Origin of the sequence: Streptosporangium carneum, assembly GCF_027922005.1 — a bacterium.
Taxonomy (GTDB): Bacteria; Actinomycetota; Actinomycetes; order Streptosporangiales; family Streptosporangiaceae; genus Streptosporangium; species Streptosporangium carneum.
The window spans coordinates 414,907-427,526 of the sequence record NZ_BSEV01000003.1; the positions used below are offsets into that span (position 1 = coordinate 414,907).

At 72.0% G+C, this 12,620-nt stretch carries 9 protein-coding genes; 6 read left to right on the top strand and 3 right to left on the bottom strand.

Annotated features, from left to right (window positions below; translation table 11 throughout):
* The 4 genes from nuoK to PKF00_RS11355 are packed head-to-tail and all read left to right on the top strand — an operon-like array spanning window position 1 to window position 5,427.
* Entirely contained in the window at window positions 1-306 is a 306-nt protein-coding gene (gene nuoK, locus PKF00_RS11340) for an NADH-quinone oxidoreductase subunit NuoK (RefSeq protein WP_271217391.1), read from the top strand.
* Window positions 303-2,414 (top strand): NADH-quinone oxidoreductase subunit 5 family protein, encoded by a 2,112-nt coding sequence (locus PKF00_RS11345; protein ID WP_271217392.1) that lies wholly within the window; start codon window positions 303-305, stop codon window positions 2,412-2,414. The genes nuoK and PKF00_RS11345 overlap by 4 nt, the downstream gene beginning before the upstream one ends.
* A complete protein-coding gene (locus PKF00_RS11350; protein WP_271217393.1) occupies window positions 2,411-3,907 on the top strand; it encodes a complex I subunit 4 family protein in 1,497 nt (498 codons plus the stop codon). The genes PKF00_RS11345 and PKF00_RS11350 overlap by 4 nt, the downstream gene beginning before the upstream one ends.
* A gap of 5 nt (window positions 3,908-3,912) precedes the next feature.
* Complete coding sequence (locus tag PKF00_RS11355) at window positions 3,913-5,427, top strand: NADH-quinone oxidoreductase subunit N (RefSeq protein ID WP_271217439.1); 1,515 nt, start codon at window positions 3,913-3,915, stop codon at window positions 5,425-5,427.
* A 193-nt stretch (window positions 5,428-5,620) separates the two neighbouring features.
* Here PKF00_RS11355 and PKF00_RS11360 read toward each other — a convergent pair whose 3' ends face one another.
* Entirely contained in the window at window positions 5,621-6,118 is a 498-nt protein-coding gene (locus PKF00_RS11360; protein ID WP_271217394.1) for a MarR family winged helix-turn-helix transcriptional regulator, read from the bottom strand.
* A 76-nt stretch (window positions 6,119-6,194) separates the two neighbouring features.
* Here PKF00_RS11360 and PKF00_RS11365 point away from each other — a divergent pair, with 76 nt between their 5' ends.
* Window positions 6,195-7,130, top strand: a complete 936-nt coding sequence (locus tag PKF00_RS11365; protein WP_271217395.1) for an EamA family transporter — start codon at window positions 6,195-6,197, stop codon at window positions 7,128-7,130.
* Here the strand turns inward: PKF00_RS11365 and PKF00_RS11370 are convergent.
* On the bottom strand, window positions 7,012-7,455 hold the full coding sequence (locus PKF00_RS11370; RefSeq protein WP_271217396.1) for a hypothetical protein: 444 nt from the start codon (window positions 7,453-7,455) through the stop codon (window positions 7,012-7,014). The genes PKF00_RS11365 and PKF00_RS11370 overlap by 119 nt on opposite strands.
* 383 nt (window positions 7,456-7,838) lie before the next feature.
* Here PKF00_RS11370 and ileS point away from each other — a divergent pair, with 383 nt between their 5' ends.
* On the top strand, window positions 7,839-11,042 hold the full coding sequence (gene ileS, locus PKF00_RS11375; protein ID WP_271217397.1) for an isoleucine--tRNA ligase: 3,204 nt from the start codon (window positions 7,839-7,841) through the stop codon (window positions 11,040-11,042).
* A 204-nt stretch (window positions 11,043-11,246) separates the two neighbouring features.
* Here ileS and PKF00_RS11380 read toward each other — a convergent pair whose 3' ends face one another.
* Window positions 11,247-12,257, bottom strand: coding sequence for a coiled-coil domain-containing protein (locus PKF00_RS11380; protein WP_271217398.1), 1,011 nt, complete (start codon window positions 12,255-12,257; stop codon window positions 11,247-11,249).
* Window positions 12,258-12,620 lie beyond the last annotated feature (363 nt).

Here is a 12,620-nt window from a genome sequence, read left to right on the forward strand (position 1 = left end):
ATGGGACTCCAGGCCTTCCTGCTGCTCGCGTGCGCGCTGTTCTCCGTCGGCCTGTACGGCGTGCTGTCCCAGCAGTCGATCGTCATGCTGATGATGGGCCTCGAACTCATGATCAACGGCCTGATCGCGGCAGGCGGGGCCTTCTGGTACCACGTGGCCCCCGCGGCCGCGGACGGTCAGGTGCTCGTCCTGGTCGCCGTGACCGTCATGGCGCTGGAGATGGCCATGGGGTTCGCCGTCACGACCGCCATCTTCAGGGCCCGCGAGGTCGACATCACCGACGAGGCCGGTGACCTGCGAGGATGAGCGCGCTCGCGTGGCTGCTGCCGGGCCTGCCCGGCGTGACCGGCGTCCTGCTGGTGCTCGCGGGCGGCCTGAGGCGCGGCGGAACGGGCCACGGGGCGGGGCTCGGGAGGGACGGGCACGGCGGAACGAGGCCTGCGGGGACCGGTCACGTCAGAACAGGCCAGGGGGCGGGGCGCGAGGAGACCGGTCACGTCAGGACGGGCCACGGGGCGGGGCATGGGAGGAGCGGTCGTGGCGGCGGGGCTGGAGGCCTCGCCGGGAGGGCCGCCCCCGTGGGGGCCGTCGCGGTCGCGGCCGCCACCCTCGTGCTCGCCGTGCTCGCCGCGTTCACCCGCCCCGCCTCCTCGGTCCCGCTGTTCGCCGGGCTGCGGGCGGGGGTCGAGGTCGACGGGCTCTCCGCGGTGCTGGTCGTCACCGTCTCCGCAGTCGCGCTGGCGGTGCTCGTCTTCTCCGCGGGGGACACCCGCGAGCTCTCCGCCGAGAACACCCGCGGGCCCTCCACCGGGGGCACCCGCGAGCTCCCCGCCGGGGGCACCGGGGAGGCGGGGCGCGCCCGGTGCCGGTTCTTCGGGCTGATGCTGCTGTTCACCGCCGCCATGCTGGTCACCGTCACGGCCGTCGACCTGGCACTGCTGCTGATGGGCTGGGAGGTCATGGGCGCCATGTCGTACGCGCTGATCGGCTTCCTGTGGCGCGACGACGCCAGGGTGCGGTCGGCGGGCATCGCCTTCGTCACGACGCGCGCCGGGGACGCCGGCCTGTACGTCGCCGCGGGCTGCGCCCTGGCCGGGACCGGGTCGCTGGAGCTGGCCGGGCTCGCGGCGGGCGCGCGGCCGTGGCACGACCTGGTCGCCGCCGGGATCGTCGTCGCCGCGCTGGGCAAGTCCGCCCAGCTGCCGCTGTCGTTCTGGCTGTCGCACGCCATGGCGGGGCCGAGCCCGGTCTCGGCGCTGCTCCACTCCGCCACCATGGTCGCCGCCGGGGCCTACCTGCTGCTCCGCGCGCAGCCGCTGCTCGCCGTGACGGGCTGGGCCGCCCAGGCCGCGGCCTGGGCCGGGGCGCTGACGGCGCTGCTGCTCGGCGCGGTCGCCCTCGCCCAGCGGGACCTGAAGCAGTTGCTGGCCGCCTCGACCTGCGCCCAGCTCGGCTTCATGGTCCTGGCGGCGGGCACGGGCGCCCTCGCGGGCGGGACCGCCCACCTGGTCGCGCACGCGGCGGTCAAGAGCCTGCTGTTCCTGGGCGCGGGGGCGTGGCTGGCGGCGCTCGGCACGAAGGACCTGCGGGAGCTTCGCGGCGCTGCGCGGCGTCACCGGCTCGTCGGGGTGACGTTCGGCGTGGGCGCCCTGGCGCTCGGCGGGGTGCCGCCGCTGTCGCTGTGGGTGACCAAGGAGTCCATCCTGTCCGTGGTCGCGGAACGGTCGCCGGCGCTGTACCTCCTGTCGCTGGTCGCGGCCCTGCTGGCCGCCGCCTACTCCGCCAAGGCGGTGACGGCGGTGTGGCGTCCCCGGGACCCGTGGACGCGCGACGACTCGGAGCGGCGGGGAACGGGCCGGGTCGGCCGCCTGGAAGGGCTGCCGCTGCCCGTGCTGGCCCTGGCGGCCGCGACGCTCGGCGTGGTCGGGCTGCCTCCGGTCTTCGAGGCCTGGCGGCGGCTGCTGGGGGCGGGCGGGGAGCCCGGCCCCGGCGGTGACGGGCTGCTCGCCACCGGGATCACGGCGATCGCGGTCACCGTCGCCGTGCCGCTCGCCGTACGACGCCGCGCGCCCGAGGCCCCTCCCCTCCTGCGCGACTGGCTGGGGCTCGAACGGGTCGCGGTCGCCCTGGTCTGGCGGCCCGTCATGGCGTTGGCGCGGTCGCTGGCCCGTTTCGACGACCGGGTGCTCGACGGCGTGGTGAGAAGCGTCCCGAGGGCCGGGACGGCGGCGGCCAGGCTGGCGCGGGGACGGGCCGAGGCCGGGGTCGACGGCCTCGTGCGCGACGTCGGGACGGTGACGGCCAGGCTCGCCGGGCTGGCCCGCAGGCCGCAGACGGGCCAGGTGCACACCTACTTCGCCCAGGCGGCCGTGGGGCTCCTCCTGCTGGCCGTCGTGGTCGCGCTGGCGAGGTGAGCGTGCTCACTGTCGTGATCTTCCTGCCCCTGGTCGTGGCCGGGGGGCTGGCGGTCGTGCCGGGACTCGGCGACCGCGTGGTCGTCGGGGTGTGGATCGCCGCCTCCGCCGCCGACCTGCTGCTGACGGCGGTGATGTGGCTCGGGTACGGAGGCGGGATCGGCTACGAGGCGCGGGCACGCTGGATCCCCTCCCTGGGCGCCGGGTACCACGTGGGGGTCGACGGCCTCTCGCTGCCGCTGATCGCGATGACCGCGCTGCTGTTCCTGGTGTGCGCGGTCTACTCGTCGGGGCGGACCGAGCGGGTCCGGCAGTACGCGGCGCTGTTCCTGGCGCTGCAGACCGTGTGCACCGGCCTGTTCGCCGCCCTGGACCTGCTGCTGTTCTTCGTCTTCTTCGACCTGTCGATCGTCGGCATGTACTTCGTGATCGTCGGCTGGGGGCACGGCGACCGGGCCCGCTCGGCGCTGAGGTTCTTCCTCTACACCTTCCTCGGCTCGCTGGCGCTGCTGCTGGGCTTCATCGGGCTCTACCTCGGCGGCGGGGCCCGCACCTTCGACATGGTCGACCTGACCCGCGATCCGCCCTTCGCCGACGCCCAGGGAGTCTCGGGGCTCGTGCTGCTGGCGGTCGGCGTGGGACTGGCGATCAAGACGCCGACGGTCCCGTTCCACACCTGGCTCCCTCCGGCGCACACCGACGCGCCCGCCGCGGGATCCGCCGTCCTGGCGGGCGTCATGCTGAAGATGGGCGCCTACGGCCTCGCCAGGATCGCGATGCCGATGCTGCCCGGCGCCTGGCAGCGCCACGCCTGGGCGGTCGTCGTGGTCGGCGTGGTGAGCGTCCTGTACGGCGCGCTGGTCGCCCTGGCCCAGGAGAACGTCAAACGGCTGGTCGCCTACACCTCGATCAACCACATGGGCTACGTCGTGCTCGCGCTGGGCGCGGCGGGCCTGACGGCGGGGGACGTCCAGGCCAGAAGGCTGGCCGTCAGCGGGGCCGTCACCCAGATGGTCAGCCACGGGCTGATCACCGGGGCGCTCTTCCTGATCACCGGGGTGCTGTGGGACCGCGCGCGCAGCTACGACCTCGGCCGGTTCGGCGGGATCGCCGCGGTCGCGCCGGTCCTCACCGGGCTGACGGCGGTGGCGGCGTTCGCCTCCCTCGGCCTGCCGGGGCTGTCCGGTTTCATCGCCGAGTTCCAGATCCTCGCCGGGGTCGTCGGCGTCGGACTGCCCGGCTCCGTGATCGCGGGCGTGCTCTCCGTCTGCGGCATCCTCATCACCGCCGCGCTGCTGCTGCGGATGCTGCACAGGGTGTTCCTCGGCGGCCCCGGGGAGCTGACGCCCCGCGTTCTCGACGTGCGCCCGCGCGAGCTGGCCGCGATCGCGCCGCTCCTCGCCCTGTCGGCGGCCGTCGGCGTCGCGCCCCGGTGGCTGCTGGACCTCGTCGAACCGGCCGCCGCCGCGATCGTGTCGCTGGTGAGCCGGTGAACGGCATGCGGGACGACCCGCTTGACCTGCTGCCCGAGCTGTTCCTGCTCGGCGGGGCGGTCCTGGGGCTTCTGGCCTGCGCGTTCCTGCCGCGTGGGCGCGGACGGCCGGTGGCGTGGATCTGCGCCCTGGGCCTGGCGGGCGGGCTGGCCGCCGCCTCGGTCGCGGCGGCCGGGCCCGGCGGGACGGTCTTCGCCTCCTACGCCCTCGACCCGCTCACCCACGTCACCCGGGTCGCGGTCGCGGCGGCGACCCTGGTCGTGGTGGTCCTGGCGGCCGGCGGGACGGCGGGTGGGAGGTCGGGCGGGGCGGGCGGGCGGCGGCTCGAGGCCGAGGTTCACGTCCTGCTGCTGCTGGCCGCCCTGGGCACGATCGTCATGGCGGGTGCCGAGGACCTGCTGGTCTTCGTCGCCGCCTACCTGCTGGCGAGCGTTCCCGGCTACGCGCTGGCCGGGCTGGGCGAGGACTCGGCGGGCACGGAGGCGGCGCTCAAGTACTACCTGATGGGCGCCTTCCTCGGCGTCCTGACGCTGACCGGGGTGACGCTGCTGTACGGCCTGGCCGGGACGACCGCCTACGGAGGGCTCGGCGGGCGGCTCCCCTCCGCCCCCTCGGCGGCGGTCGCCTGCGCCCTGGTCACGCTGCTCGCCGGGGTGCTGTTCAAGGCCGGAGGCGTGCCCGGCCACTTCTGGGTCCCGGACGTGACCGAGGGCGCTCCGGCGGCCGTGGCCGCGTTCGTCACGACGGTTCCCAAGATCGGTGCGTTCGCCGCGCTGTTCCGCATGGCGGGCGGGTTCTTCACGGCCTCGACGGCCGACTGGCGGCTCCTGCTGGCCCTGGTGTCCGTCGCGACGATGACGCTCGGCAACCTCGCCGCGTTCTTCCAGGACAACGTGCGCAGGCTGCTGGCCTACTCGACGATCAGCCAGGCCGGGTATCTCCTGCTGCCCGTCGTCGTGGCGGGTCGCGGAGACCTCGCCGAGCCCGCGCTGCTGTTCTACCTCGGCGCGTACGCCGTGACGAACCTGGGGGCCTTCGCGGTGGTCGTCGCCGTGGGAGGCGACCGCCTCCGCGACCACACCGGCCTGGCCGGGCGCTCCCCGTGGCTGGCCTGCGCCCTGGCCGTCTGCCTGCTCGGACTGGTCGGCACCCCGCCGACCGCCGTCTTCTTCGGCAAGCTGACGGCCTTCGCCGCCGCGTGGAGCGGCGGCTACGCGTGGCTCGCCGTGGTCGCGGCGGCGAACACCGTCGCCAGCGTCTTCTACTACCTCCGGTGGATCGTCCCGGTGTTCCGTCCGGGAGAGACGGTCGTCGCCGCGCCGCCCGGCGACGCCGTGCCGAGTGAGGGCGCCGCCTCACCGGGTGTCGCCGTCCCGCGTGAGGGCGTCCCTTCGCCCGGCGGCGTCGCGGCGCGGAAGGGCCTCGCGCGGGGCGCGGTCGCAGTGGCCTGCGTCGCGGCCGCGGCCTCGGTCGCCCTGGGCCTCGCGAGCGGCGTGGCGCTCACCCTCGGCGGGCCGTAGCGACGCGCGGCCGCTCCCGCCACCGCGACCGCTCCCGCCACCACTCCCGCCACCGCGACCGCGCTCGACGCCGTGACCTCCCCGACACGGGTGAGATCTCACCCGTTCCTCGGTGGTCGCGCGTCTCCGGGGGATTCGTCGTCCAGAGCACGGGCGCGGCGAGCGTGAGTCGGAGTCCTCGGTCAGTCCACGGTCAGTCCACGGTGTCGCCGAGAGACTCCAGGAGGCTCCTGAGCTCGTCGGCGAGAGCGTCGCGCCGGGCCGGCGTCAGCGCGGCGAGCAGCCGGTTCTCGGTGTCGACGTGGTCGGGAAGCGCCCGGTCGATGAGCGCGCGGCCCTCATCGGTGAGGGCGACGTGCACCACGCGGCCGTCCGTCTCGCTGGGGGTGCGCGTCACCAGGCCACGGGCCTGGAGGCGGTCCAGGCGCTGGGTGACGGCCCCCGAGGTGACCATCGAGGCGCGCATCAGCTCGGCGGGCGTCAGGGAGTGCCGGGGGCCGCTGCGGCGCAGGGTGGCCAGGACGTCGAACGACGCGGCGTCGAGGTCGTGCGCGCTGAACGTCTGACGCAGCTCCGCGCCGATCAGCCGCGAGAGCCTCGACAGGCGGCCGATCACCGCCATCGGCGAGACGTCCAGATCGGGGCGCTGCGCGGCCCACTGCTCCAGCACCCGGTCGACGTGATCTGCCATCGCCCCAGCCTAGCCGATTCCTTAGTGGTGAGATATCTCACTCCAAAATCCCTTAGCGGTGAGATACATTGCCTTAGTGCTAAGTAAACGAAGCGGAATCCTCGCGGTGACCGCGCTGGCGCCCGCCGTATGGGGGACCACCTATCTCGTCACCACGGAACTGCTGCCCCCGGGCCGCACGCTCCTGGCCGCGACGGTGCGCGCCCTCCCGGCGGGCCTCCTGCTGCTCCTCCTCACCCGCCGCCTGCCGCACGGGGTGTGGTGGTGGCGCGCGCCGGTGCTCGGCGTCCTGAACATCGGGGCGTTCTTCGCGCTGCTGTTCGTCGCCGCCTACCGGCTGCCCGGCGGGGTGGCCGCGACCGCCGGGGCGATCCAGCCCCTCCTGGTCGCCGTCCTCGCGTCCGGTCTGCTCGGCGAGCGCCTGTCCCCGCGCGTCGCGATCGCCGCGGTCGCGGGTGTGGCGGGCGTCAGCCTGCTCGTCCTGCGAGCCGACGCGCGGCTGGACGCCCTCGGCGTCGCCGCCGCGGTGGGCGGCGCGGCCGTCATGGCCACCGGGGTCGTCCTCAGCAAACGGTGGCCCTCGCCCGCTCCCCTGCTCGCGACCACCGGCTGGCAGCTCGTCGCGGGCGGCCTGCTGCTGCTGCCGGTCGCGCTCGTCGTCGAGGGGCCGCCGCCCGCGACGCTGAGCCTCGCGAACGTGGCCGGTTACGGCTATCTCACGATCATCGGATCCGCCCTCGCCTACACCCTCTGGTTCCGGGGCATCCGAGAGCTCTCCCCCACCGGCGTCGCCTTCCTCGGCCTGCTCAGCCCGCTGGTCGCCACCGCACTGGGCTGGCTCCTCCTCGGCCAGGAGCTCACCGCGGCGCAGATCCTGGGCGCGCTCGTCGTCCTCACCTCCCTCGTGGTGGCGCAGACCCGGGGCGCGCGCGGACGTAGCGCGCACGCCACTGCGGCAGGCAGTCGCGAAGATAGAGCGCGAAGGGAATCCACCAGATCAGGTCGTTGGTGACGAGGATGACCCCCGAGGCGAGGGGCCACTGCCCGGTGAGGACGAGCCACAGCCATCCCAGCGGTCCGAGGAGCTTTCCCGCCAGCCCGACCGCCGCGACGACGAAGCCCTCCGCGGGACGCAGGGCGACGTCCAGGTAGAGCACGCCGTACAGGCCGAGCACCATGCCGAGGGTCATGAAGATCTGCGGGTGGTTCTGCGGCGTCATGCCGGCGCTCCGGAACAGCCACTGCGGGTCGACGGCCGCGTAACAGCCCCAGGCGACGTTGTAGAGGGCGGCTGCCATGAAGACGCGGCGGTGCAGCCGCTGACGAGGTATCGGCACGCCCGCATTATGCTCCCGACGGCCTTCGGCGGCATTCGGCGGCATTCGAGCTGAACGGAACTCCCAATGGAGCCGTCGTGAGACCCGGTTTTCCGTATTCCCGGCCCGGGACGACGAAGCGGAATTCCCGGAACCGGTTGCCGATCCCTACGCTAAGCTCGCCGTACAGGCGATGATCCGGCCATCATCGGGGAGCCTCCGGAAGAAATGGGCGCCTTCTACGGCATCCGGAGTAGAACCGGACGGGATCGGCCCGTCACAGCCGACCAACGAGAGGTCGTCCGCCTGCGGACGGCAAGCGGGGTGGTACCGCGGCGCTCGCTCCGATGGGCTGTCGTCCCCGTGCAGGCAGAGCTCGATTCCGCAGCACGAGGAGTACCCCGATGGCCGACCAGCCCGGCGCAGCCGCCTATCCTCCCGTCCCGGCCCAGCCGTCCTTCCCCGCGCTCGAGCACGAGGTGCTGGGTTTCTGGGAGGCCGACGGCACTTTCACCGCGTCGGTCGAGAACCGGCCGACGGGAGAGCGCGGGGACAACGAATACGTCTTCTATGACGGCCCGCCGTTCGCCAACGGGCTGCCCCACTACGGGCACCTGTTGACCGGATACGTCAAAGACGCCGTTCCGCGTTATCAGACGATGCGCGGCAAGCGTGTCGAGCGTCGATTCGGATGGGACACGCACGGACTGCCCGCCGAGGTCGAGGCCGAACGGCAGCTCGGAATCAAGCACAAGTCCGAGATCGAGAAGATGGGCATCGGGGAGTTCAACGAGGCCTGCCGTTCCTCGGTGCTCCGCTATACGTCGGAATGGCGTGACTATGTCACCCGGCAGGCACGCTGGGTGGACTTCGACAACAGCTACATGACCCTGGATCTCTCCTTCATGGAGTCCGTGATCTGGGCGTTCAAGCAGCTCTGGGAGAAAGGGCTGGTTTACTCCGGATTCCGAGTCCTCTGGTATTGCTGGCGCTGCGAGACCCCGCTGTCGAGCACCGAGACCAAGATGGACGACGTCTACCTCAACCGGCAGGATCCCGCGGTCACGGTCGGAGTGCGGCTGTCCGCCGCGAACACCGGAGAGAATCCGGAGAACGCCGCGGCCGAACCACGAGACGATCTCCACGGAGCCCTGGCGCTGGTCTGGACGACCACTCCGTGGACGCTCCCGTCGAACCTCGCGGTGGCGGTGCACCCGGACCTGGACTACGTCCTTCTGGAGACCGACGCCGACCACGGCGGCGAGCGGTACGTCATCGCCGAGGCTCGGATGCCGCACTACGCCCGCGAGCTGGGCGAAACCCCGACGATACTGCGGCGGCTCAAAGGGACCGACCTGCTGGGGCTGACCTACACCCCTCCCTTCGACTTCTTCGCCGGTCACGAGAACGCGCACCGCGTGCTGGCCGCCGACTACGTGACCGTCGACGACGGCACCGGGCTGGTTCATCTGGCGCCGGCGTTCGGCGAAGAGGACAAGGCCGCCACCGACGCCGCCGGGATCGAGGTTGTGATTCCGGTCGACGCGCGTGGCCGGTTCACCGCCGAGGTGCCGCCGTATGCCGGAACGCAGGTGTTCGAGGCCAACCGGGTCATCATCAGGGACCTGCGCCACGGCGCCCCGCACACGGCCGGCGTCCTTCTCCGGAACGAGAGCCACGATCATCCCTATCCGCACTGCTGGCGCTGCGGAAGCCCGCTCATGCAGCGCGCCGTCGACTCCTGGTTCGTGCGGGTCACCGCGTTCCGGGACCGGATGGTCGAGCTGAACCAGGGCATCGCCTGGGTTCCGGGCAACATCCGGGACGGTCAGTTCGGCAAGTGGCTGGAGGGCGCGCGAGACTGGAACATCTCACGCAACCGCTACTGGGGCTCGCCGATCCCCGTCTGGGTCTCCGACGATCCGCGTTACCCCCGTACCGACGTCTACGGCTCGCTCGACGAGCTGGAGCGCGACTTCGGCGTGCGCCCCACCAACCTGCACCGCCCGTACATCGACGAACTCACCCGGCCGAATCCGGACGACCCCACCGGTCAGTCGACGATGCGCCGAGTGCCGGAAGTGCTGGACTGCTGGTTCGAGTCCGGTTCGATGCCTTTCGCGCAGGTGCACTATCCGTTCGAGAACACCGAATGGTTCGACCATCACCACCCGGGTGACTTCATCGTCGAGTACAACGGGCAGACCCGCGGCTGGTTCTACACGCTGCACGTGCTCGCCACGGCGTTGTTCGACCGCCCGGCGTTCTCCTCGGCCCTTGTCCACGGCATCGTCCTGGGGGACGACGGACAGAAGATGTCGAAGTCGCTGCGTAACTATCCCGACGTCAACGAGGTGTTCGAACGCGACGGCTCCGACGCCATGCGCTGGTTCCTCTTCGTGTCCTCGGTTCTGCGCGGCGGAAACCTGGTCGTCACCGAACAGGGCATCAAGGAGGGGGTGCGGCAGGCGATCCTGCCGCTGTGGAACACCTGGTACTTCCTGTCGCTCTACGCGGAAGGGGCCGGGCGGCGCGGAGTGCGGCGGACCGACAGCCAACACGTCCTGGACCGCTACATGCTGGCCCGGACGGCTTCGCTCGTCGACGAGGTCACGGCGGCGATGGACGCCCTCGACCTCGCGGGCGCGTGCGAGCGGATCCGAGACCACGCCGAGGTCCTCACCAACTGGTATGTCCGGCGTTCCCGGAGGCGGTTCTGGGAGGGCGACGTCGACGCCGTCGACACCCTCCACACCGTGCTGGAGGTCACCACTCGGGTCGCGGCACCGCTGCTGCCCCTCACGATGGAGCACATCTGGCAGGGGCTCACCGGCGGGCGTTCGGTGCACCTGACGAACTGGCCCTCCTCCGACGGACTGCCCGACGATCCCGATCTGGTGGCCACGATGGACCGGATCCGCCAGGTGGCGTCGGCGGCGCTTTCCCTGCGAAAGGCACGTGGCCTCCGAGTCCGGCTGCCGCTTGCCAGGCTCACCGTGGCGGCGCCGGACGCCGCCTCCCTGGAGCCGTTCTCCGACATCCTGCGTGACGAGGTGAACGTCAAGAAGATCGAGCTGACCACCGACGTGACCGCCCACGGCCGCTTCGACCTCGTGGTCAACCCGGCGGCCTGCGGCCCCCGTCTGGGCCCCGACACCCAGAAGGCGATCCGCGCGGTCAAGGCGGGAGAGTACAGCCGCGGCGCCGACGGCGGGGTGACGGCGGCGGGGATCGAGTTGCTGCCCGGCGAGTTCACCGAGCGGCTGGTCGCCACCGATCCGGACGAGACCATCGCGTTGCCGGGGAACACCGGACTGGTGGTGCTGGACACGGCGGCGACGCCCGAGCTCATGGCCGAGGGGCTCGCGAAGGACGTCGTCCGGCTCGTGCAGCAGGCGCGCCGTGACGCGGGCTTCGAGCTGTCGGAGCGGATCGAGCTGACCCTGGACGCTCCGGACGCGGTGCTCGACGCGGTGCGCGCGCACGAGAGGCTCGTCGCCGGTGAGGTGCTGGCGACATCGGTGATCTACGCCGAGGTCGCCGCCCCCACCCTGGTCGGCGCCGTGGCCGACGGCGCCCGGGTGGGTGTGCGGGTCCACCGCGTCTGATCACGCGGACGGGTCGCGCCGCCGGTTCCCTCGGCGCCGCGGCGCGACCCGGGACATGGCGCTCACCCGTCCCCGTCGGTGACGGTCCTCAGAGCTCCTCTTCCGTTTCCGGAGAGATCCGATTCCGGAGAGATCCGACCGTCGCTCCCCCGGAGCCCGTCGCCGGACGACTCGCCGGGCTGATCTCCCCATGACCAGGCCCCGCTAGTACATCGAGATGTGGACGTGGTCGTAGTGGTTGGCGGTGACGCCGCCGCGGTTGGACATCATCCGCCACGAACCGCTGCGGACGTGCCAGATGCGCTGGCGGTAGATGATGTACATGATGCCGAGGCGCTGGGCGTTCTTGATCGCCCAGGCCGCGATCTCGTCTCCCCTGGCCGTCTCGGCCGCCGAGGGCATGCTCCCTCCCTGGCTGAGCATGAAGTCGCAGGCGCGGCCCAGCGGGTGCTCTCCGCCGCCCGCGATGCCCCCGTCGACACGGTAGCAACCGATGCCGAAGTGCGGGCCGAAGCGTTGCGCGATCAGCTGCCTGACCAGGCGCGTCCTGGGCGTGATGTTGTCGGGGCCGCCGGGCAGCTGGGGGACCCACGTCCCGTCCGCCCTCCTGAGCCCGGGAGTCGGGTAGATCCGGTCGATCCTGTCCTTGATCCTGGCGATCAGCGCCGTGGTCCGCTTCTTCTGGGCGTCCAGCTTCTCCAGCGACGCGCGGAGCTCGGCGGCGCGTTCCTGCGCCGCGCTCCGCGCGTCGCGGAAGGCGTCGCGGACCTCCGCGAACCCCTGGAGCCTGGCGTCCTGCTCGTTCACGATCTGCTCGGTGAGGGCCATGTGGTTCAGCATGGTCGCCGGGTCCGTGCCGCCCATCAGCGCGGGAAGCGTCCCGAGGCCGCCGCTTCGGTATCGCTGGGCCGCCAGCAGACGGATCTCCCGAGAGGCCTGCTCGAAGTCCTGCTGGGCCCGTCGCAGGTTGTCCCGGGAGACCTTCTCGACCTTCTCCGCCTTCTGCAGGGCGACCCGCCCCTTGTAGTACTCGGCGATCATGGTCTCGGACTGCTTCTGGAGCTGCGCCAGCTCCTTGCGGAGCTGCTTGGCGGTCGGCTTCGGCGCGGTGTGGCCGGCGGACGCCACACCGACGCACATCACCACGGCCGTGATCGACGCGGTCAGCATGCGGAGCACGCCCCGCCGACGGTCATCGCGGGACAGAGCCGCCACGTCTCTCCTTCTCGCCGACCTTTCGCCGAGGGGAGAGGCTCTTGCGATCTCTCCCGAGGGCATGGGACGCCGACCGACCGGGACGGTTACGCCTCCCGTCCGATGGACGATAGTAGGAGATGGTGCACTGAACACGGGGACCATGCCAAATCGGGCAATACCCGCTTAAGTAAACGACTTTCCCGGCAGATCGTCGCCCCCAGGTCGGCTCGCTCTCCTAAAAAGGATCGTTGCCTGCCCAAGTGGAGTTATCCTCGCCGTCCGTGGAGGAAGGGGAGACACCCTGCCCTGCCGGGCAGAGTGCACCAATCACCGCAGATCAGCATCTGACGGTCGGCCACATCTGAACGTCCGCCCTCGACA

Coding starts and splice junctions, on each gene's coding strand:
- ileS (WP_271217397.1), top strand. CDS start 7,839: ATGGCCGACCAGCCCGGCGCAGCCGCCTATCCTCCCGTCCCGGCCCAG.
- nuoK (WP_271217391.1), top strand. CDS start 1: ATGGGACTCCAGGCCTTCCTGCTGCTCGCGTGCGCGCTGTTCTCCGTC.
- PKF00_RS11360 (WP_271217394.1), bottom strand. CDS start 6,118: ATGGCAGATCACGTCGACCGGGTGCTGGAGCAGTGGGCCGCGCAGCGC.
- PKF00_RS11345 (WP_271217392.1), top strand. CDS start 303: ATGAGCGCGCTCGCGTGGCTGCTGCCGGGCCTGCCCGGCGTGACCGGC.
- PKF00_RS11355 (WP_271217439.1), top strand. CDS start 3,913: ATGCGGGACGACCCGCTTGACCTGCTGCCCGAGCTGTTCCTGCTCGGC.